This window comes from Chryseobacterium sp. CY350, assembly GCF_027945075.1.
Taxonomy (GTDB): Bacteria; Bacteroidota; Bacteroidia; order Flavobacteriales; family Weeksellaceae; genus Chryseobacterium.
This window is the reverse complement of the sequence record NZ_CP116034.1, coordinates 1,673,982-1,694,634: the sequence shown is the minus strand read 5'-3', so window position 1 is coordinate 1,694,634 and position 20,653 is coordinate 1,673,982. Positions and strand designations below refer to the sequence as shown.

Below are 20,653 nucleotides of genomic sequence, written 5' to 3'. Positions count from 1 at the left end.
TTATGGTGTCGGAATATCTAAAACAGAATACAGCTGAGTTTCATGATGCTGCAGAAAAATTATTTAGTTCTCAAAAAATTTTCAATAAAACTTTTACTTTAGAAGATTATAAAAAAATCATCAATACCAATTATTTGATGCTTCTTCACAGTGAAAACAAAATATTTAGTACTCTTTCTGATAAATTTTCTGACAAACTTCATTTAAATAAAAGAGCAAAACTTCCTTTAATAGAGAAAGATCTGGCAAGTTTAGCTTTAAAAAACCAAACAGCTTCTCATGATTTTGAAGTAAACAATGAAAACGAAGCTTTGGGAGCAATGTATGTCATTGAAGGCTCTACTCTGGGCGGAAATGTCATTGCAAAACAGCTTTCAAAAACTGAAGGTTTTGATGATGTGACGTTTAATTTTTTTGGATGTTATCAGGAAAATACAGGTGTAATGTGGAAGAACTTTAAAGAAGTTTTGGATAATGAAGTTGCTGAAGAAAATTACAGCGAAGTATTATCCGGAGCTAAGAAATTATATACATTTTTACTAAGCGTTAATTAATTTTCTTAAATAATAATTAAAATTCCCGAAAGATTGCTCAATTTTTCGGGAATTTGTACATTTGGGAAGCAAAAATTAAACTAACAAAATAAAAATATTATGAATCTGTAAAGTTCCATAATACCATTAAAAACAATAAATAAAAATATTATGAAAGTAACTGTAGTAGGTGCAGGCGCTGTAGGAGCAAGTTGTGCAGAATACATCGCAATGAAAGACTTCTGTTCGGAAGTAGTTTTGGTAGATATCAAAGAAGGTTTTGCTGAAGGAAAAGCAATGGACTTGATGCAGACTGCATCTCTAAACGGTTTTGATACAAAAATTACCGGTACGACAGGAGATTACAGCAAAACAGCAGGTTCTCATGTAGCAGTAATCACGTCAGGAATCCCAAGAAAACCGGGAATGACGAGAGAAGAATTAATCGGTATCAATGCGGGAATCGTAAAAGAAGTTACTGAAAATTTAGTAAAAAATTCTCCTGAAGTTATCATCATCGTGGTTTCTAACCCAATGGATACGATGGCTTATCTGGTACACAAAACTTCTGGTCTTCCTAAGCACAAGATCATCGGAATGGGTGGTGCTTTAGATTCTGCAAGATTCAAATACAGATTGGCTGAGGCGTTGGAAGCTCCAATTTCAGACGTAGACGGTATGGTAATCGCTGCTCACAGTGATACAGGAATGTTGCCTTTATTAAGCAAAGCAACAAGAAACGGAGTTCCTGTAACGGAGTTTCTTGATGATGCAAAACAAAAATATGTAATTGAAGAAACTAAAGTGGGTGGTGCTACATTAACAAAATTATTGGGTACTTCAGCATGGTACGCTCCGGGTGCAGCAGTTTCTGTAATGGTTCAGGCAATTGCTTGTGACCAAAAGAAAATGATCCCTTGTTCATTAATGCTTGATGGAGAATATGGCGAAAGCGATATCTGCTTAGGTGTTCCTGCAATTATCGGTAAAAATGGTGTTGAAAGCATCGTAAACATCACATTAACAGCTGACGAACAGTTGAAATTTGCTGAAGCTGCAAAAGCAGTAAGAGAAGTGAATGGTGATTTGAAGTTTTAATTTATTTTAAACTTTATATAAATGAAAACCGTCCCGAAATTTCGGGACGGTTTTTTTATTAGAGTTGTGAGCATTCTGTAATTAAACTATGTCATGTTTTTCATTGTGACCTTTATGCTGAACAGAAATTTTTCCTCCCACGGAACATTGACAAGTGCTTTCATCTGTAAGGATTTTATAATTGTTGATCACATCTTTTTCTGTGGTTTTCTCCCATTTTATTACAGCAGGATTACATTTGCTTTTAGTAATAGCACAAACCCCAAAATTTGGGATATTGGTTTCGGCTCGTTTGTCCTGTTCTGTGGCAACCAATTTATCCTCTGCTTTGCTGAATGTTTGGCTGGTTACTTTTAGCTGACTTAGTTTTGCTCCTTTGTCGCAGAGTAGCAATGCTTTTTCTGTGAGTTTTTGTGGCATATTATAACTTTTTCCTAAAAATAAACGGTCTACCCAAGATAAAGTTTTGTAAAACTCATCCCACTCTGTTTTTGTGTAGTATCTACCTTCATATGTTTGATAAATGTTTTTGTTAGCTTTTAGTTCTGATTGGGAAGCGTAGGCAGTGCCAAGTTCGCGTTTATGATATGTACCTTTTTCTTCGGGATTGGCAAGTAGGGATGTATTTCTTTTTTTCTCAGATTGTACCACCGAATCTTCTTTTTCACCTATTCTTTTGTTGGATAATATTTTCCCTGTTTTACCATCCAGAACAATTTCTGTATATATTTGAATATATTCTCTGCCTACGATTTTACCATCTTGCATCATACTTTGTTCTCTTTCTGAAAAATTATATTCTAATACCCAGACATTTTTTCCTTCTCGGATTTCTTTTCTTATGGTATTGTTTGACCCTGGATTTAATACTGTGTATTCGCCTTGTGGAAAAACAACATTATTTAGGTCTTGATATCTGCGAATGTCTTTTTGGGTTTCTGCGAACTTTATAACATTTTCCAAAGTAAAATCATAACCTTCGTCATAGTCGGTTTCTTTTATAAGTTTCCCATTTTCGTCAAACTCATACCAAATGCCCATTTGAAAAGTATCTTGATTGAAAGAAATACCTTTATTACGAATGTTGCCATTGGGATAATATCCTTTATAAATTAGATAATAACTATCCTTAATAATTTCATTAAATGAGGAGCCAGATTTAGCTACAATCACTTCAAGAAAATTTCCATTTGGTAAAGTTTCTCTTCCCTCTCTTTGATTAGGGTTTATTTTTTCAAAAGACTTATTTATTAGATATTGATAGAGGTTCATATTCTTTTTTTTAGTGATGGTTTTATTTGTAGCATGCTTTTGTTTTCCTTTTTGTGCGTTGCAGTTATTAATGGATAATATACAAACACAGATTAATATTATATTTTTCATAATTGATTTTTTTAATGAATATTATTATTTGCTTTTACCCATTGCCAATGCCATGTATATTTTCTTGCATGCCCACTATAGCTCATAATATTTAACGTGGCTAGAAGAAGATCTGCATGAGCATGATGGTATATAAATTTTTTGTCAATTGCTACATTTTCATTAAATACGTAAGGAACATAATTTATTCCATCAAACATTCATTTGCTATTGTCTATCCCAATATATAAGCATGATTATCACGAGGAGATTCAATTGAGTGAGAGGTTTGTGGAGTAAGATTATCCAGTCGTATTATGTTTGCATCAGGGTGTGTGTGATATAATCCTAGAGCATGCTGCGGTTCGTCTGCTAATGTGGTACTGTTTTTTCCAGAGGCGAAATTAGAATTGATAATTTATTCATAGTATTATTTTAATGATTTATCCCCAATATCCTTTCTTCTTCTTTGGTGTATTGTCAGTGCCTTTCTCAAAATCATCGGCTAAAAAAGGACTTTTGTATCCTTGGTTATCAGTTCTTGGTTCTTGCCTCTGATTTTTGGGTGTATAAGGTCTCCCTGTTCTTTTGCAGTAGGCTTCATATTTTTTTTCTTCAAAAACTATCCATTCTGCTTGATTGTAGTCTTTGCCTTGATAAGATTTATAAATCATTGCAGATTTTTCCTTCTCTTCCTTTATATCATACAAAGTTTCTACGGAATCATTATGCTTTCCGTTGATGCAGATTACTTTTTGTATCTCTCCCGAATTTCCGTCTAACTGAATTACGATTCTTGCACCAAACTTCTCTTCGTATTTTCCTCTATAATTGACATTATAAAAACTTTCTTTTGTTTTTTCATCTATAAATCTTTCAATAAATGTATAATCAGAAAATAAATCAATATTATTTTCTTGACAGAATTTTATCACATCTTGAGGGGTAATTTTAAAATTCTTATCCGTATCATCTTCTTTTATCAATTTACCTAAATCATCGAACTTATATTTTATGCCTACGGCTCCGCCACCATTTCTAAAATTAACCCATTTTTCTTGGATAATACCTTTTAAATTAAATTCTTTATGAATTGTAAAGAGTGAACTTTTGAGCGTAGAATTTGACATGAACCATCCTCCTTCATCACCGGCAGACTCTTCTGTTTTTGTTCCATTTTCAGTTTCATAAGTTTTTCCCAAGCCATCTTCATTATTTTGGTAAAATTTTTTAATATCAAAGTATTCTGTCTTGGAACTGACTAGTTTTTTATAATCGTATTCGTTATTCATTGTATTATGCTTTACTGGTTGTGGTTTATCTAATATTTTGCTGTCAGGCTTTTTATCCTGTGAATTACAGGAAATTATGAACAATAAGGAAATTATATAAATTATTCTTTTCATTATTTAATCAATTTTTGTAAGTGTAATAGTATCGCCTTTTTTGGAAATAGAATAATCGGTTTCTTCTCCATTTTTATATGCTGTTGGTCTTTTATCTTCTCCTGAATATGTTAGAGAATCAGCAGAAATCGTTATTTTATTAGTATCATAAAGTATAAATTTTCCATTAACATCAATAAAATAATCATTTCCACAAGGTGCAAAATTTCCGCTACCAAAACTATCATTCAAAAAACTTGTTGATATTCCTGCCGATTTGAAGTAATGGTTTCTATTATCTCGCCATAAATTTATTTTTAAAATATCATTTTCGCTTCCAAGTACTACATCGGAAAGAAATCTATGATTAAGAATGTCTTGCTGATATTGGTTTTTAACATTAGTATTTCTTTCTTTTTTAGTGCAAGAAATAAATAATATGGCCAATATTAAATAAATTATATTTTTCATAATTAATCTTTTTCTCCCGCTCTACCCTGTAAAGTTTTCCATTGCCAATGATAAGTACTTATTACAGTAATGGGAACTGGGGCAATATCTGAATAATCCATAATGTTATCTGTTTTTTCAAACTCAAAAGTAAAATTACTATTATTGTCAAAACTATGATATAAGCCCATTGAATGAAAAACCTCATGGGCAAGGGTACTGTCAGCAAAACCAGAAGAATAAACCAATATTGTTTTTATTTTAGAATCTTTCATTGTTCTTCCAATTCCTGCTACAGCTCCCTCCCAATTTCCACTACTATTTAAATGCCCATTACTTTCATCAATAAAATAGACCTTATAAATATTCTGATATTTTGTACCGTATTGTTTGTACAATTCCTCATTTAAGAACTTATAAATCTTATCTTCAGTACCATCATAAATCCACTTGTCTGAACCTCCTGTTGGGCTATTTATAGGAGTAACTATTCTGTTAAAATTAGTCTTTCGATTATGTCTTTGCTTTGTAACAGGATTTACGTCCAGGCTTAAATCTAAAGTTAATGTTTTTTCAAAATGAGGATTTACCAAAGCCTGATTCATATATTTTTTTAATTCAGATTCTCTTCCTGAAGGTTGTCCTGTTCTTTTACTATTTCCAATATTTGTCGAAACTTGAATAAAAACAATCCTTGCTTTATATCGGTTTTTATTCTTTGCAACTTTCAGCTTGCCAGCCAAAGACAATTCTTCTTTTCCCTGTGCATCTTTATATGTTGCAATCACTTTAATGGGCTGGTCTTTAGCAAATTCTTTCAAACAGATAATAGTTACTTCTATTTCGTGTTTACCAACTGCCAAAGGAAAAGGCTTATGAGTAATGCTAAATAATGTATCGTCATACTCCAATTGCAATTTTTCAGGCTTCTTTTTAACCTCAACAATTACCCTAAGTGTCGCTATCGTGTTTTTATAAGTGGATGTAAGTTCCGTTGGCACAACTTTTCCATTGGGTTGTTTTATGTTCTTAACAATTATTTTGGGATAAAGACTTAGCCAAGGCACACAATAATTCAAATTAATTTTTTTTCCTTTTTTCGTTTTTACAGTATAATTATGTGGATTAAATAAAGACATCAGCTTAACAAATTCATTTTTATCTTTTGTCATAATTCCTCCTCGTGAAGCATAAGCACCATTATACTTCCCCATTATATTCCCATAATAAACATCACCAGGTATTTTAGTATCGCCAACACGTATCCAGTCAAAACCATAACCTTTACCATTCCAGTCGTCTTTTGGTCTAAAACTAACTAAGCATCTTTCATCTACATAGACAGGAACCATTTTGTAATTCTGAGGCATGTTATTTTGGCTTGTTCCATTCTTGCCTTTTACATCAATCGTCCCTTTGGAATTAACCGTTGCTATTTCATCCGAGTGCATAAATAATTTCTGTGTTCCTGCTAAATTCGTTTCTTTAGCTTCAATTTTTATTTCGCCTTCTCCATTAATGAGAGTTTTAGGACTTTGAAGATGATAATTGTCTGCAATAAAATATTTTAAAATTGGGGTGTTCATCATCATTTGCACGCCAATGTTGTAGATAGCTTTTAAGCCTACCAGAAACGATACGTTTTGTCCCACATTGATATTGAAATTCTGCCCTACATTAATGCTTAAATCTTTAGGCACATTCAGCGTCGCATTTCCCTGTCCGTCAAAACATAAAAAATTTCCATCCGGAGTACTCTGCTTCCAGCTTCCTTCTGCATCATTGGCTAAACTTTCAATTCCGCTTCGGGTTCTTAGCGCTTTGATATCATTATTTGGTGTATGATACCCCGAAACTTCCGCTCCATTGTACAACGCTCCCAACATAAACGGTTTTTCGGCATTACCACTTTCAAAACCTACTAAAATCTCGTCACCTATTTCAGGTATTTTGTAATCGCCTCGTCCTGCTCCTGCGTACATTGTTGTTGTTCTTATCCAAGGTGTCATATGGTTTTTATCTTCCTGCCACGGAAACTGCACTTTTATTCTACCTGCTCCCATAGGATCATTATTATCTACAACTCTTGCAGGCTGCTCTTCACCTTTCGGTACGGCTTCGATGTCGATGTAGGGTGCGGCGTTGAATAAATCCGGGATGCCTACAAATTCGTTGTAATAGTCTCCCGGTTCATGAACGTGTCTTATTTCTATAATCCTGTACGTTTCCATCGCCCTTCCGTTGATGTCTGAAATTCTGGCTCTGCCTCCGATTTTCAGTTCAGGAGTTTTGCTTCTTCCTCGCACCTGCATCAGATTTTCGCGGCTTTCTTTTTCTAATCTCACGGCTTCTGCCAAATGTCCTTCCGACCAATTTTGGATTCCTGTATGGTTGAAGTGCATTTTGGGTTTCTTCCTGAATATTTTTTTGGACGCAATCACCGCAATGCTCTGAAACGGACTATCCTTAGATTCACTTCTTGCATTGCTGCTGTCTTTTTCTATTTTGCTTCCGCTTTGGGCATCGTAACCCGTGAAGGTAAAATCCTGAGCCTGCATCCGCATCTCAAATTCTATATCTATTAAATCTACATTTTCGCTTAGTTTGAGGATGGGTTGTACCGTGTTTCCGAAGACGAGTTTTTCTCCATCATAATAGAAATACTCTCCGTGCCGAATGGCTAACCTTTTTATAAACTGATAATCAGATTCTTTGTATTGTACGGCGTAGGGAAGCGGGTTTTTGTTGTATCCGTTCAGATGAATGGTTGAAATTTCCACCTTTGCTTCCTGTGGATATTCCTCAGTAACCTTTTTGATGATCTGCTCTAAGGTTTTGTCTTCAAAACTCTGACAGTCTTTACCGCTTTCAAGCAAAATACTTGGTGAATAACCTGTAATGTGAAGATCTCCGTAGCCTCCGCCTTCGTCTTTTTTGTTTCTTATTTCCGATGATGCCTCTGAAATAATGTCTGATCGTACCATAACGCCAATATGTGATGCCTATTTCTTTTCCCAGCAGGTGTTTAGAATTTTCCATTACATAGCCTTTGAATGTATCAAGAGCATCATCCGGAACGGTAATATAAAAAGTATCGTGGTCGTTAGTTTTCTGGCTGAGGTCTACGGTGTAGCTATTTTTTCTCAAAAAATCTTTTCCGTCGATGGTCAGAAGACAGTATACCAAAGGGTTGGTTTTGTCGTGAAGCCAGTCTTTAAATCTGCGGGAGGTACCGAAGACAGAGTCGAAATTTTCGATTTCCATAATGTTGTGTTTTTGTTGTATTAAATATAATTATTTATTTCATTGCTAATTATTTTATCAAGGTCAATGTAAATTTTAAGGATTTATATTTTGCGTTTTTTCCTGTATAGGCGCTATTTTGTTAGCGTGCAGTTTGGTGAGCATTTTTTTGATCGTGTATTCATCAGCTTTCTGTTCGCCCTCATAGATCAGTTTTCCGTCTTCACATATTTCCGAGATATAATTATAGAGGGCTTTATATAGCTCATTATTGACATCAATAGTTCCGGCTACACTCTTCATCATCTGTGACTGTTCATCGGCTTTGGCAGCAATCGAAATTTGTGCATCCTGCAATTCCTGTGGTAGAGTGCTTTTCATACCTTTTGTCTGCAAAGCTGTACTGTTACTGTTGACCAATGATACAAGATCTGCCAGTTTCGCAGAAACACCTTCAAAGTTTCTGTTCTTTACATCTTTCAAAACCTGAACGGTAAGCTTGGTAGGTATTTCGGCTCTTTCAATGCGGATTCTCAGGCTTTTTAAAGGTCTCTTTAAATTTTCACCCAACAGATATAGAGTCTGAGTAATTTGTTTTTGCTGAACCAAAGCAGTATTGCTCGCTTCTTTTTGTTCTGTTTCAATAATCTTTGCCTGAAATGCGTCAAGATAAGCCTGGGTGTAATTATGATCTTCGTCTGCGAAATCTGCGAGATCTCTGCTGAAACTTGCCATTACATCTTTAGCTAATGGTAAATATTCTTCCTGTTTTATATACATAATAATAAATTTTAATTCACACAAACATAATAATTATTTTTATATGAATTTAATATTTTATGCTATACTATATATTAAATCATGATAATACATTTAAAATATTACCCGGTAATATCGATTTGGTTGCCTGTATGGTATAATTGTGTCGCGTACATACGCTAAAATGATTACCAGCAAACTGACAGCATTATGCACCTGAATAAATTGCTTTTTACATAGGTAGTAATACGATTGCGCGGATAGATTAATAACTTTATTTAGTTAGGAGAATGTTCACCACAGAAGATTGATTGCGTTTGTATATTACAGTTTTTCTTTTTGAATAGATATATGAAATATTTTATTTAAACTTACAATTAATTTAATATTCAAAACTCTGAAAACCCGTAAATTTGTGACCACAAAAAAAATTATTCAATGCTAAGGAAAATTACGATTGCTGCAGTTACTTTTATTTCTTTACTCACTGTAAATGCTCAAAAAAATAAAAAATCACAGTTAGAAAGGCCAAAACTTGTGGTAGGTTTGGTGATTGATCAGATGAGGTGGGATTATCTGTACCGTTTTTACGATAAGTACGGTGATGACGGTTTCAAAAGATTGCTGAACAAAGGTTTCTCATTTAATAATGTGATGATTCCTTATGTTCCTACAGTAACCGCAATAGGTCATACGACAATTTATACAGGATCTGTACCTTCTATTCATGGAATTGCAGGAAACGACTGGACAGATAAAGCAACCGGAAAAAACATCTATTGTACCGAAGACACAGACGTGAAAGGTGTAGGTACAAACGATAAAATCGGCGGTCATTCGCCAAAAAATCTCTGGAGTACAACGATTACCGATCAGCTGAGAATTGCAAGTAATTTTCAGTCTAAAGTAGTTGGAGTGTCATTAAAAGACAGGGCTTCAATTTTGCCGGCAGGTCATAATCCGACCGGAGCTTTTTGGTTTGATGAAACTAACGGGAATTTTGTAACAAGTTCTTACTACATGCAAAGTTTACCGGAGTGGGTGAATAGATTTAATGATCAGAAATTAGCAGAAAAACTGGTTGCCAACGGATGGAATACCTTGTTGCCGATAAGCCAATATACAGAAAGCACAAGAGATGATGTACCTTGGGAAAAACCTTTGGGAACAGCGAAAAATCCTACTTTTCCGTACAACAATCTTGCGGCAGATTTTGCGGTCAATAAAGGAGTTTTGAGAACTACACCTTTTGGAAATGCATATACTTTAAAATTTGCAGAAGCAGCAATTGATGGGTATCAGCTTGGTGCAGATCCTGTTACAGATTTTCTTGCCATCAATGTAGCATCTACAGATTACGTTGGCCACGCTTATGGGCCAAACGCAATTGAAGTGGAAGATACCTATTTAAGACTGGATGCTGAGTTGGCAAACTTCTTCAAAATGCTTGACAAAAAAGTAGGAGAGGGTGAATATCTGGTTTTTCTTTCAGCAGATCATGGCGGCGCTCATGCTGAAGGTTTCATGAAAGAAAATAAAATGATGACCGGATTTTTCGATGACGGTTTAGAAAAAAATCTAGGTGTAGAATTAGAAACAAAATATGCAGCAAGCAAATTAATTTTAGGAATAGACAATTATCAGATCTACCTTAATCATCAATTGATTACAGAAAAAAAACTTGATGAGAGTGCTATTAAAAAAAGCATCATCGAAAATTTAAATAAAGATCCGCGTGTTCTTTACGCTGTAGATCTGAAAGATGCAGCCAATGCGCCAATCCCGGAACCTATAAAAACCAGAGTAATCAATGGTTACAACTGGCAACGAAGCGGTGACATCCAAATCGTTTCTCACGACGGAATGCTTCCCAATTATGCAAAGAAAGGAACAACGCACAGTGTCTGGAATTCTTACGATGCTCATATTCCATTAATTTTTATGGGATGGAAAGTCGCCCACGGTGAAAGCAACGCTTCCCACTTTATGACAGATATTGCGCCTACACTTGCTCAATTTCTGAAAATTGAAAACCCAAGCGGAAATGTAGGACAACCACTAATGGAAGTTTTAGGAAAATAAATTAAATATCAGTTACAATAAACGCCGCTAAATTCTCATTTGCGGCGTTTATTATTTATATCCAAAGGATCTTATTCGGCAATTTCTTCATCATCCTCATCCTCAAACTGCTCAAGAAAATAGGTGAAAGTGAAGTCTTCCACTTCATCTTCTGCGTCTTCTAAAGTAGTTAACAGATCTTCAAAAATTTCAAGCTGATCAACACTCATATTAACAAATTCTAGGTGCAAAGGCATTTCCAGTTCGCCTGAAATAACATCCGAAAGTGCATCCAGATTATCCCCGAAATGCGCCGGAAGTTTTATTTTTTCTTTAAGCTGGGTGTAAAAATCTTCGTAATCTCCAAGGTCTGCGAAGTCGATGTATGTCGTGTTCATAGTTTATGTATCTAATAGTTGAGTTATTTTAATTAAAGTTCCAATGTTTATTTTTTAGAAATGTTTTACACTTTTCACTTACTGCTTTTCAAAACTCTTGTAATGATTTTTAGTTAAATAAACCTCCCCATTTTTGGTAAAAACAATTCTGTCGCCATTTCTGTTTCCACAATTGTAATTAACGTCAGCTTCACTGTAGTTTTCACCTTTTGGCAGCTTTCCTTCCCTGTTTCCAAAGTAATCTCCACCAATAGCTTTTCCAGGAAGAACTTCACACAGATTTCCTTGGGAAGGATTCCAACCTTGCTTTTTCGCTTCATTTTTAGTAACATAATAATCAGGAAGCTGATGATTTTGTTTTACATAGGCGATAACTGTTTTCTCTTTCGTGAGTTCATCAATTGTTTGGCTTCCAGATTGACTTTTATTAGCATTTGGAACATTTTCAGTTTCAAGCGGAGCTTTTTTATCAGCGATGAAATTATTATAAATATACATTAATGACATTCCGAAAAGAAGTCCCATGCATGCAAAAAGTAACGAACGAATTTTAGGATTCATAAATATAAAATTTAATGTAATAATATAACAATCTAGCAATGTAACAATCTTCAAGTATTGGTAAACTGTTACACTGATAAATAGTTACACTAATTAATTTCTCCATTCTTCCGGAATATCACAAACCGGAATCGGATTAATTTTATGCTGTGCAGCCTTATTCATTCTACTGAAAATCTTAAAGACTTCCAGATCTCTTCCACTGTAGTCTGATTCTGTTTTAGTTCCCCATTCTTTTTGAATTTTTTCCAACTCAGGATAGGTGGCGCCGATCTGCATTTCGTCGGTTCTTTCAGCGTCCCAAAGTCCGTCTGTAGGAATTGCTTCCTGAATGTTTTTAACTAAATTTAAAGCTCTTGCCAGTTCGTAAACTTCTGTTTTATAGAGGTCTGCGATAGGAGAGACGTCAACACCGCCGTCGCCGTATTTGGTGTAAAAGCCAATCCCGAAATCTTCCACCTTATTTCCGGTTCCACAGACCAAAAGACCGTTAATTTGTCCGTAATAATACAACGTCATCATTCGCAAACGCGATCTTGTATTGGCAAAAGCCAGTTTTTCGTTCGGAAATTCGTCATCGTGAACATCAAAAGTCTTGTATAATTCTTCAAAAGCCGGTGTAAGATTCACAGACATCGCTTCCACATTTGGGAATTTAGATTTTAAATCATTCATATGTTCCCATGCGCGATTTACCTGATCTTCTTTTTGCCGAATCGGCATTTCGATCAACAAAGTTTTTAAACCAGTCATTGCTGCCAAAGTAGAAACCACTCCCGAATCAACACCTCCCGAAACTCCCAGTACATAACCCTTTACTCCTGATTTTTCGGCATATTCTTTCAACCATTGTACAATATGATCTATTACTTTTTGTGTTTGCATTATATTTTTTATTTAAAATTCTCTTTTTTTAGTTCATACCAAAAGCAGGTGTCACCTTCATCAATGAATGTATCTTTTTCTTCAAAACCCAATTTTTTCAAAACATGATTGGATGCATCATTTTCAACATCTGCGTATGCGAAAACGTTGTTAAGTTTCATTTCATTAAATGCATAATTTAAAACTGCGATTGCAGTTTCCGTAGCATAGCCTTTTCCCCAATATTCAGGAGTAAAACGATATCCAAGATCGTAAATATTTTGATGATTATTGATTTCTTTAATCAGTTTTAAACCGCTCTAGCCAACCAGTTTTCCATCTTCTTTTCTAACGACTGCCCATCTTCCTATTCCGTTCTCAATATATTGATTTCTAATGCTTTCAATCATCTCTACACTTTGGCTGATTTCGGTCAAAGGTTTTATTCCCACGTATTTTACAACGTCAGGATTACTGTCCATAGCAAAAAAAGCTTCAGCATCTTCTTGAAGAATTTCTCTTAAGATCAGTCTTTCAGTTTCGAGATAAATTTTCATCTTTCGTGTGGAATTATTTTTTAATTTTTTACTATCATTCTTATAGCCACAAAAAAATCCTTTTTCAGCATAAGTTTATATTTATATCCTTATTTTTGTAAACTTAAATTTCATGTAAAAATAATGAAGATTTTTAGAATTGCCGCACTTTCATGCCTTTTAGTTTTAAGTTTAAACTCTTGTAAAAAAGAGCATGAAACAGATTGGAAGGTAGAGATAAAAAATCCTGCCGAAAAGGTGGAAATGATTGATATCTCAAAAGAGTTTTACGATCAGAATGTTCCTTTGGAGCAATTTACAGCAAAGTTTCCTTGGTTTCAGGGAACGGTTCCTGATGAAGATTTTGGTAAGAGAAGAACGGATGTTGAGCAAGTAAAAATCTACAAAGAGGCGATTGCGAAAATTGATCAGAAGAAATTACAAAACGAACTTCAGGATTTGTTTTCGCACATCAAGTTTTATTTTCCGCAATTTAAAAATCCAAAGGTTTTCCTTTTTTCATCGGCTTTACAGATGATTCAGGATCCTTTATTGTACGACGAGAAATCTAATTTTCTTTTTATAGATATTTCAGGTTTCATGGGTGATAAAAATGCTAATTATAAAGGGTTGGAATTGTATTTTCAGAAATCAATGAATCCCAGCAATATCATTCCGAAAGTATCCAGAATGTTTGCTGAAAACATCGTTCCATATTCAGGGGAAAGTCAGAAATTTATTGACATTATGATCTACAATGGTAAAATAATGATGTTGCAAGACGCGTTTTTGCCCGCAATTCCTGATTATCTGAAAATGGATTATACAAAAGAACAATATGACTGGGCAAAAGCAAACGAAGCCAATATTTACAATTATTTTGTTGAAAATAATCTGATTTTTGGTGATGATCACAGATTGGCAGAGCGTTTTATAGCTCCCGGACCGTTTTCGAAGTTTTATACAGAAATTGATAATAATTCGTCGCCAATGGTGGGGATCTTCACCGGATGGCAGATCTGCAGAGAATATTTTAAAAAGAAACCTGAGACTAAGTTGGTTGAATTCCTGAAAATGGATGCTACAAAAATCTTCAATGAAGCAGGTTACAAACCGAAATTAGAAGAATAATAAAGTTTAGAAAAATAGAAAAATGAGAAAGACTCAAATAACGATAGATGTAGAGCTGGATGAAAACCACATCCCCGAATTGATGACTTGGAATGCAGCAGACGGCGGAGTAGAAAAAGAGGAAACTAAAGCGGTAATGATTTCTGTGTGGGATGAAAAAACATCGGAAGCTTTAAGAATTGATCTTTGGACGAAAGATATGCCGGTCGATCAGATGAAAATGTTTATGCATCAGATTTTAGTTTCTATGGGAAATACCTACCAGAGAGCTACAGGAGAAGATGATGTTGCGGCATGGATTGAGGATATTGCTGAAGAATTTGCGGTGAAATCTGCAATTAAGATGTAAGATGTTTTTGTTGCAGGATTTCTTTAAATATGTACGACTTAAGAATAGAATAAGTCATATTTCTTTTTTTCTTGCTTTTATTTTAGACATCGTTTTTATTGTCATATTTAATTTGACTTCTTGTAAAATTGCATGGTTTATAGGGATTATCATTTTTTATATAGCTTTGATTCCTCTGCTTGAGAAATTATTTGCTCACAAATATTTTAAGGATAAAAGAAACATTATCAGTTATATTTTTTTCAGAGAATATTTTGGTGACAAGAAATATAATATTCACGACAATTTCACTAAAAAAGAAATTGAAGAGTTCATTAAAAACTTAGATTGTAAGGCCTTTATTTCAGAGAATAAAATTCCAACAGAATATTTTTCTGTGAAAAATGAAAGTTACAGTATCTTGAAATTTGAAAATGAACATCTTAAACATTACACCAGAATAATTCCTTGGGAAATTGTATCATGGAAATACTCCTTTCAAGATAATGAAGGAATTGAGGAGTTCTTAGAAATTCAATATGTAAACGAAAGTAATGAAACCATCACAGAAGAAATTATCACTGATAGAATAATGCAAAAAACTTCATTTCATCTCTTTTTACTATTTGTGATACATGATTTGAAGTACGGAAAAAGGCTTTCTCTTGACAGAGATTACCATGTAAAAAAAAGAAATTCTTTTAAATTTGATATATTTGGGTAGCTCTAAGAAAATAAAAATAAGTAGAAAAACAACTCAGGGAGTCGTAATTTGGAAGGATGTAAAAATATCCCTCTTCAATCACTAAACTTCCAACAAAAATATAAAACAATGAATTTTAATACAAAAGTAATACACGGAGGTCAGCATCACGAATCTGCAACAGGTTCTGTGAATGTACCTGTTTTTTTAACATCAACATTTGCTCAGAAAAGTCCGGGAGTTCATTCCGGGTACGAATATTCAAGAGCGGCAAATCCTACAAGACAGGCTTTAGAAGACTCTTTGGCAAGCATTGAAAACGGAGCGAGAGGTCTGGCTTTCGGTTCTGGATTAGCTGCAATCGATTGTGTTTTAAAATTATTAAATCCAGGCGACGAGGTGGTTGCTGTGGATGATTTATATGGCGGGACATACAGAATGTTCACCAGACTATTCGAAAAATATCAGTTGAAATTTATCTTTGTAAATTTTGATGATGCTTCAAAAATCAACGATGTCATTACAGACAAAACTAAGTTGATCTGGATTGAAACACCCACCAATCCTTTGATGAAATTGGTTGACATTAAAGCTGTTGTAGAAATTGCAAAAGGAAAAGATATTTTAGTTGCTGTAGATAATACATTTGCAACACCTTATCTTCAAAGACCTATCGATTTGGGAGCAGATATCGTAATGCATTCTGCCACCAAATATTTAGGTGGTCACTCAGACGTTATCGCCGGAGCTTTGATCGCAAAAGATGCTGAATTGGGCGAAAAACTACACTTTATTCAGTTTGCAAGCGGTGGAATTTTAGGTCCGCACGATTCTTATTTGGTTTTAAGAGGGATTAAAACTTTAGCATTAAGAGTTCAGAGACATTCTGAAAATGGAATGGCCGTTGCAAAATACCTGGAATCTCATCCTGCAGTTGCTCAAGTGATTTATCCGGGATTAGAATCTCATCCGCAATATGAACTGGCAAAATCTCAGATGAAAGATTTCGGGGGAATGGTTTCTTTCACCTTCAAATCGGGTAAAAAAGAAGATGCGATTAGATTCTTAGAGAAAGTAAAGGTTTTCACATTAGCGGAGTCTTTGGGTGGAGTAGAATCTCTGGCAAATCATCCTGCTTTGATGACTCACGCTTCAATTCCTGCTGAAAAACGTGCAGAATTGGGAATTACTGATGATTTGGTTCGTCTCAGCGTTGGAATCGAAGATGCAGAAGATTTGATTGCAGATTTAGAAAAAGCATTTTCTTAAAATAAAAATCACAAGCATCCGTTTTTACAGCGGATGTTTGTTTTTAATTAATTTTAAAATGAAAACTACAAGAAAAGCTACCATTCATGATTTACCTCAATTAGCCGAATTGTTTGATCAATACAGGGTTTTTTATCATAAAAATTCTGATATTCCGGCAGCGGAAAGATTTCTAAAAGAAAGAATCGAAAAGGTTGATTCTGAAATTTTTGTTGCTGAAAGTGAAGGTGATTTGGTTGGTTTTGTGCAATTGTATCCATTGTTTTCTTCCACAAGAATGAAGCGGTATTGGCTGTTGAATGATTTGTTTGTAAATGAAAATTACAGAGGCAGTGGTTTTTCAAAAGAATTAATTGAAGAAGCAAAAGAACTGGCAAAATCTACTAATGCAGCAGGAATTCTTCTCGAAACAGGAAAATCAAACGACATCGGAAACCAACTTTATCCAAGTTGTGGATTTGAGATTTACGATGAGGTGAATTTCTACGAATGGACGAATAGATAGTGTAACAATTTACCAATGTAATAGTTTACCAATTTTTTAATTGTTAAATTGCTAGACTGATCCATTGTTATATTAAAATGTTACTGATTACCAATTACTTATTATTCATATTAACATGACAGATTTCGAAAAATACATTCAAAGATATTTAGATCTAATTCCATCTGAAAATTGGTTGGAAGAATTGAAATTGGTTGGAGAGAAAACCGTTTCCTTATATTCTTATCTGACCGAAGAACAATCAAAGTTCGCTTATACAGAAGGAAAATGGACGTTGAAAGAAGTGCTTCTGCATTTATCAGACACAGAAAGAGTTTTTCAGTACCGGATTTTAGCTATTGCAAGAGGCGAAAAATCTGAATTGCCCGGTTTTGATGAAGAAAATTACGCTGCCAATTCTTTTGCGAATGATAGAAGTTTAGAATCATTATTGGAAGAATATCAACTCGTAAGAAAGTCTTCACAAATTCTGCTGGAAACTTTAAATCATTCAATTTTAAATAATGTTGGGAAAGCCAACGGAAATGAAATTTCTGTGGAAACGATTTGTCAATTGATTGTTGGACATAATATTCATCATTTGAATGTGGTTGAGGAGAGATATTTACCGGAATTGTAAATTACTATTTTTTAAAGATTATATTTATCAATAGGAACGGGCTTTAGCCCGTTTTTCATTTAAAAAAATCAATTGGCTTTAGCCAAAACTTAAAAATTATTACTTTTGGTAAAAGAACACAAATGCCTTTCATTAAAATTTTTATTCATATTGTATTTTCTACGACCAATCGAATTCCATTTTTAAACACACTCGATTTACGAGTAAAATTTTGGAAGCATATTAAAGAAAACGCTTCGGAAAAAGGAATTTTTATTGATATGATTAACGGTTATTCAGAACATTGTCACTGTCTAATTTCTTTAAGCTCCAATCAGAATATTGAAAAAATTGTTCAATTGATAAAGGGAGAATCTTCACATTGGATCAATAAAAATTATTTAACAAATAAAAAATTTTCTTGGCAAGATGAATACTTTGCGGTTTCAGTTTCAGAATCAATGATAGACAGTGTGAGAAATTATATTAAAAATCAGGAAAAGCATCACCAAAAGAAAACATTTGCTGAGGAATATCAGGAGTTTATTGAAAAATACGATTTTAAAATGTAAGTTTTGGCTAAAGCCAAATGAATGCTTAATTTTGAAGACGGGCTAAAGCCCGCCCCTATTAAATCATGGAAAACATCATCAACATATTAAAATCCGGTGGCACAATCCTTTATCCAACAGACACCATCTGGGGAATCGGCTGTGACGCAACCAATATAGATGCCATCAACAAAATCTTTGACATCAAGAAGCGTGAAAAAAATAAATCGATGATTATTTTGGTGGAAAATGAAAAGCGATTACAGGATTTGGTTGACGTTCCGGAAATGGCTTGGGAAATCATGGATCTGAGCGAAAAACCGGTAACATTGGTTTATCAAAACCCAAGAGGTTTACCGAAAGAATTGCTTGCAGAAGACGGCAGCATCGGAATTCGCCTTGTAAAAGATCTGTATTGCAAAAAACTAATTACAAAATTGAATAAACCTTTGGTTTCGACATCAGCCAATTTCAGTGGCGATAAAAGTCCGTTGAAGTTTTCTGATATTTCCCAAGAAATCATTGATTTGGTAGATTTTGCGGTGGAAGAAGACAGAGAAAAAGTTTCGCAATACTCTGGTTCTTCGGTGATCAAAATTTGGAGTGACAATAGAATAAAAGTCCTGCGAGAATAAAAGTTTAGAATTAATTATCTTTGCAAAAGTACATCGCCATTAAGAAGTGGGAAATTCAATTTTTTAAGCTGAAATCCGATTTCTTAGTGGTTTTACATTAGATAAAGATTCGCAAATGTGAAAGTATTGTAAATCTAATATCTAACCTCTAATATCTAACCTCTTTTATAAAATGTTCATCAACCTCAATCAAAATAAAAATCTAAAACTTTTCAAAATAATTTCTGAAGTTGCAGCAGCAAATAATCAGTCGGTCTATATCGTTGGCGGGTTTGTGCGGGATCTTCTGATGAAAAGAGAAGCTTCTACAGATATTGATTTTGTTACCGAACAGAGCGGAATTGAACTTGCACAAAATGTTGGTCAGGAAATCGATCCCAAGATGAAAGTTTCGGTTTTTAAAACCTACGGAACGGCGATGATCAGATATAAAGATCTCGAACTGGAATTCGTAGGCGCAAGAAAAGAAAGCTATACCGAAGACAGCAGAAAACCGGAAGTGGAAGGCGGAACGATTGAAGACGACCAGAAAAGAAGAGATTTTACGATCAATGCAATGGCAATTTCTCTTAATAAAAACAATTTCGGCGAACTGATTGATCCTTTTGACGGAATAGGTGATTTAGGAAAAGGTATTTTGAGAACACCTCTGGAACCTGCACAAACGTATTCAGATGATCCTTTGAGGATGATGAGAGCGGTTCGTTTTGCTTCAACTTTAAATTTTACGATTGAAGAAAATTCTTTTAACGCAATCAGGCAGGAAGCAGAAAGAATCAAAATTGTTTCAATGGAAAGGATTATGGTTGAATTTAATAAAATCATGCTTTCAAAAAAACCTTCGGTCGGACTTCAGTTAATGGAAGAGACGGGCTTAATGAAACTCATCATCCCTGAACTGATAGAGCTGAAAGGAGTAGAAGAAGTAGAAGGACAAACGCATAAAGATAATTTTTATCATACTTTGGAAGTGGTCGATAATATATCAGAAAATACGGATAATCTATGGCTTCGCTGGTCTGCCTTACTTCATGACATCGGAAAAGCTCCGACCAAAAAATTTGTAGAAGGAATGGGCTGGTCATTCCATGGTCACGAGTTTTTGGGTTCAAAAATGGTAAAAACATTATTTCACAAATTGAAATTACCGTTGAATGCCGATATGAAATATGTTCAGAAAATGGTGAAACTTTCTTCGCGTCCTATCGCTTTGATTACAGATGATGCTTCTGATTCTGCTTTAAGAAGATTGCTTTTTGATGCCGGAGAAGATATGGAAGATCTTTTTACGCTCTGCAAAGCCGATATTACCACCAAAAATTCCAGAAAACAGGAGAAATTCAAGAAAAATTTTGAATATGTTGCGGTAAAAATAAAAGAGGTTGAAGAGAAAGATCAGGTGAGAAATTTTCAGCCGCCTATTTCCGGGGAAGAAATTATGGCGCTATTTAATTTAAAACCTGGAAGAGAAATCGGAATTTTAAAGGAGAAAGTAAAAGAAGCAATTCTAGAAGGAGAAATCGCTAATGAAAAAGAAGAAGCAAGGAGTTTTGTGATTGCTGAAGCTGAAAAACTGGGATTAACACTTGCTTAAAATGTTTTTTGGAACATTTGATTATATCATTTTGGTAATTATTTTCATCTTCAATTTTGGAGTTTGGAAATACAAAATAATTAAAAATC

The 20,653-nt window shown here is 34.3% G+C and carries 21 protein-coding genes and 1 pseudogene; 12 read left to right on the top strand and 10 right to left on the bottom strand.

Translation table 11 applies throughout. The annotated features are described in order from the left end of the window. The first annotated feature begins 2 nt into the window (after positions 1–2). Positions 3–554 (top strand): biliverdin-producing heme oxygenase, encoded by a 552-nt coding sequence (locus tag PGH12_RS07775; protein WP_267597604.1) that lies wholly within the window; start codon positions 3–5, stop codon positions 552–554. 150 nt (positions 555–704) lie between these two features. Further along, positions 705–1,631, top strand: coding sequence for a malate dehydrogenase (locus PGH12_RS07770; RefSeq protein ID WP_267597603.1), 927 nt, complete (start codon positions 705–707; stop codon positions 1,629–1,631). Positions 1,632–1,712: 81 nt separating this feature from the next. Here the strand turns inward: PGH12_RS07770 and PGH12_RS19065 are convergent, their stop codons facing one another. The 6 genes from PGH12_RS19065 to PGH12_RS07740 all read right to left on the bottom strand — a co-directional run bounded on the left by PGH12_RS19065 (position 1,713) and on the right by PGH12_RS07740 (position 8,851). Then, positions 1,713–3,014 carry a PAAR-like protein gene (locus PGH12_RS19065; RefSeq protein ID WP_324290980.1) on the bottom strand — a complete coding sequence of 434 codons (1,302 nt, stop codon included), beginning with the start codon at positions 3,012–3,014 and terminating at the stop codon, positions 1,713–1,715. Positions 3,015–3,436: 422 nt separating this feature from the next. Continuing rightward, positions 3,437–4,399, bottom strand: a complete 963-nt coding sequence (locus PGH12_RS07760; protein WP_267597599.1) for a hypothetical protein — start codon at positions 4,397–4,399, stop codon at positions 3,437–3,439. 3 nt (positions 4,400–4,402) lie between these two features. Beyond that, entirely contained in the window at positions 4,403–4,849 is a 447-nt protein-coding gene (locus tag PGH12_RS07755) for a hypothetical protein (RefSeq protein WP_267597597.1), read from the bottom strand. A gap of 2 nt (positions 4,850–4,851) precedes the next feature. Beyond that, on the bottom strand, positions 4,852–7,812 hold the full coding sequence (locus PGH12_RS07750) for a phage baseplate assembly protein V (protein ID WP_267597595.1): 2,961 nt from the start codon (positions 7,810–7,812) through the stop codon (positions 4,852–4,854). Beyond that, positions 7,697–8,092 carry a hypothetical protein gene (locus PGH12_RS07745; RefSeq protein WP_267597593.1) on the bottom strand — a complete coding sequence of 132 codons (396 nt, stop codon included), beginning with the start codon at positions 8,090–8,092 and terminating at the stop codon, positions 7,697–7,699. The genes PGH12_RS07750 and PGH12_RS07745 overlap by 116 nt, the downstream gene beginning before the upstream one ends. Positions 8,093–8,167: 75 nt before the next feature. Further along, a complete protein-coding gene (locus tag PGH12_RS07740) occupies positions 8,168–8,851 on the bottom strand; it encodes a hypothetical protein (RefSeq protein ID WP_267597592.1) in 684 nt (227 codons plus the stop codon). Positions 8,852–9,268: 417 nt separating this feature from the next. On the opposite strand from PGH12_RS07740, the gene pafA reads away from it, so the two are divergent. Further along, complete coding sequence (gene pafA, locus PGH12_RS07735) at positions 9,269–10,912, top strand: alkaline phosphatase PafA (RefSeq protein ID WP_267597591.1); 1,644 nt, start codon at positions 9,269–9,271, stop codon at positions 10,910–10,912. Positions 10,913–10,983: 71 nt separating this feature from the next. Here the strand turns inward: pafA and PGH12_RS07730 are convergent, their stop codons facing one another. The 4 genes and pseudogenes from PGH12_RS07730 to PGH12_RS07715 all read right to left on the bottom strand — a co-directional run bounded on the left by PGH12_RS07730 (position 10,984) and on the right by PGH12_RS07715 (position 13,271). After that, positions 10,984–11,289: a barstar family protein gene (locus PGH12_RS07730; protein WP_267597590.1), complete on the bottom strand. Its 306-nt coding sequence runs from the start codon at positions 11,287–11,289 to the stop codon at positions 10,984–10,986. A 78-nt stretch (positions 11,290–11,367) separates the two neighbouring features. Next, positions 11,368–11,850, bottom strand: coding sequence for a ribonuclease domain-containing protein (locus PGH12_RS07725; RefSeq protein WP_267597589.1), 483 nt, complete (start codon positions 11,848–11,850; stop codon positions 11,368–11,370). 93 nt (positions 11,851–11,943) lie between these two features. Then, complete coding sequence (gene nadE / locus PGH12_RS07720) at positions 11,944–12,735, bottom strand: NAD(+) synthase (RefSeq protein ID WP_267597588.1); 792 nt, start codon at positions 12,733–12,735, stop codon at positions 11,944–11,946. A gap of 8 nt (positions 12,736–12,743) precedes the next feature. Next, positions 12,744–13,271: pseudogene (locus PGH12_RS07715) on the bottom strand (GNAT family N-acetyltransferase). Positions 13,272–13,394: 123 nt separating this feature from the next. On the opposite strand from PGH12_RS07715, the gene gldB reads away from it, so the two are divergent. The 9 genes from gldB (at position 13,395) to PGH12_RS07670 (ending at position 20,564) form a co-directional block, all read left to right on the top strand. Then, on the top strand, positions 13,395–14,381 hold the full coding sequence (gene gldB / locus PGH12_RS07710; protein ID WP_267597587.1) for a gliding motility lipoprotein GldB: 987 nt from the start codon (positions 13,395–13,397) through the stop codon (positions 14,379–14,381). A gap of 22 nt (positions 14,382–14,403) precedes the next feature. Then, positions 14,404–14,730 (top strand): gliding motility protein GldC, encoded by a 327-nt coding sequence (gene gldC / locus PGH12_RS07705; RefSeq protein ID WP_267597585.1) that lies wholly within the window; start codon positions 14,404–14,406, stop codon positions 14,728–14,730. Between the two features lie 112 nt (positions 14,731–14,842). Further along, positions 14,843–15,433 carry a hypothetical protein gene (locus tag PGH12_RS07700; protein WP_267597584.1) on the top strand — a complete coding sequence of 197 codons (591 nt, stop codon included), beginning with the start codon at positions 14,843–14,845 and terminating at the stop codon, positions 15,431–15,433. A 66-nt stretch (positions 15,434–15,499) separates the two neighbouring features. Beyond that, positions 15,500–16,681 carry a cystathionine gamma-synthase gene (locus PGH12_RS07695; RefSeq protein WP_267597705.1) on the top strand — a complete coding sequence of 394 codons (1,182 nt, stop codon included), beginning with the start codon at positions 15,500–15,502 and terminating at the stop codon, positions 16,679–16,681. Between the two features lie 58 nt (positions 16,682–16,739). Next, positions 16,740–17,186, top strand: coding sequence for a GNAT family N-acetyltransferase (locus PGH12_RS07690; protein WP_267597583.1), 447 nt, complete (start codon positions 16,740–16,742; stop codon positions 17,184–17,186). Positions 17,187–17,301: 115 nt separating this feature from the next. Then, entirely contained in the window at positions 17,302–17,805 is a 504-nt protein-coding gene (locus PGH12_RS07685; RefSeq protein WP_267597581.1) for a DinB family protein, read from the top strand. Positions 17,806–17,927: 122 nt separating this feature from the next. Next, a complete protein-coding gene (tnpA, locus tag PGH12_RS07680) occupies positions 17,928–18,356 on the top strand; it encodes an IS200/IS605 family transposase (RefSeq protein WP_267597580.1) in 429 nt (142 codons plus the stop codon). Between the two features lie 65 nt (positions 18,357–18,421). Continuing rightward, positions 18,422–18,970 (top strand): L-threonylcarbamoyladenylate synthase, encoded by a 549-nt coding sequence (locus PGH12_RS07675; RefSeq protein WP_267597578.1) that lies wholly within the window; start codon positions 18,422–18,424, stop codon positions 18,968–18,970. A gap of 172 nt (positions 18,971–19,142) precedes the next feature. After that, positions 19,143–20,564, top strand: a complete 1,422-nt coding sequence (locus tag PGH12_RS07670) for a CCA tRNA nucleotidyltransferase (RefSeq protein WP_267597577.1) — start codon at positions 19,143–19,145, stop codon at positions 20,562–20,564. Positions 20,565–20,653: the final 89 nt, after the last annotated feature.

Bases quoted from the DNA above. Each gene is read 5' to 3' on its own strand.
- tnpA (WP_267597580.1), top strand. From the start codon at position 17,928: ATGCCTTTCATTAAAATTTTTATTCATATTGTATTTTCTACGACCAAT.
- PGH12_RS07670 (WP_267597577.1), top strand. From the start codon at position 19,143: ATGTTCATCAACCTCAATCAAAATAAAAATCTAAAACTTTTCAAAATA.
- PGH12_RS07775 (WP_267597604.1), top strand. From the start codon at position 3: ATGGTGTCGGAATATCTAAAACAGAATACAGCTGAGTTTCATGATGCT.
- PGH12_RS07745 (WP_267597593.1), bottom strand. From the start codon at position 8,092: ATGGAAATCGAAAATTTCGACTCTGTCTTCGGTACCTCCCGCAGATTT.
- gldB (WP_267597587.1), top strand. From the start codon at position 13,395: ATGAAGATTTTTAGAATTGCCGCACTTTCATGCCTTTTAGTTTTAAGT.
- gldC (WP_267597585.1), top strand. From the start codon at position 14,404: ATGAGAAAGACTCAAATAACGATAGATGTAGAGCTGGATGAAAACCAC.
- nadE (WP_267597588.1), bottom strand. From the start codon at position 12,735: ATGCAAACACAAAAAGTAATAGATCATATTGTACAATGGTTGAAAGAA.
- PGH12_RS07685 (WP_267597581.1), top strand. From the start codon at position 17,302: ATGACAGATTTCGAAAAATACATTCAAAGATATTTAGATCTAATTCCA.
- PGH12_RS07730 (WP_267597590.1), bottom strand. From the start codon at position 11,289: ATGAACACGACATACATCGACTTCGCAGACCTTGGAGATTACGAAGAT.
- PGH12_RS19065 (WP_324290980.1), bottom strand. From the start codon at position 3,014: ATGAAAAATATAATATTAATCTGTGTTTGTATATTATCCATTAATAAC.
- PGH12_RS07675 (WP_267597578.1), top strand. From the start codon at position 18,422: ATGGAAAACATCATCAACATATTAAAATCCGGTGGCACAATCCTTTAT.
- PGH12_RS07750 (WP_267597595.1), bottom strand. From the start codon at position 7,812: ATGGTACGATCAGACATTATTTCAGAGGCATCATCGGAAATAAGAAAC.
- PGH12_RS07755 (WP_267597597.1), bottom strand. From the start codon at position 4,849: ATGAAAAATATAATTTATTTAATATTGGCCATATTATTTATTTCTTGC.
- PGH12_RS07740 (WP_267597592.1), bottom strand. From the start codon at position 8,851: ATGTATATAAAACAGGAAGAATATTTACCATTAGCTAAAGATGTAATG.
- pafA (WP_267597591.1), top strand. From the start codon at position 9,269: ATGCTAAGGAAAATTACGATTGCTGCAGTTACTTTTATTTCTTTACTC.
- PGH12_RS07725 (WP_267597589.1), bottom strand. From the start codon at position 11,850: ATGAATCCTAAAATTCGTTCGTTACTTTTTGCATGCATGGGACTTCTT.
- PGH12_RS07770 (WP_267597603.1), top strand. From the start codon at position 705: ATGAAAGTAACTGTAGTAGGTGCAGGCGCTGTAGGAGCAAGTTGTGCA.
- PGH12_RS07690 (WP_267597583.1), top strand. From the start codon at position 16,740: ATGAAAACTACAAGAAAAGCTACCATTCATGATTTACCTCAATTAGCC.
- PGH12_RS07760 (WP_267597599.1), bottom strand. From the start codon at position 4,399: ATGAAAAGAATAATTTATATAATTTCCTTATTGTTCATAATTTCCTGT.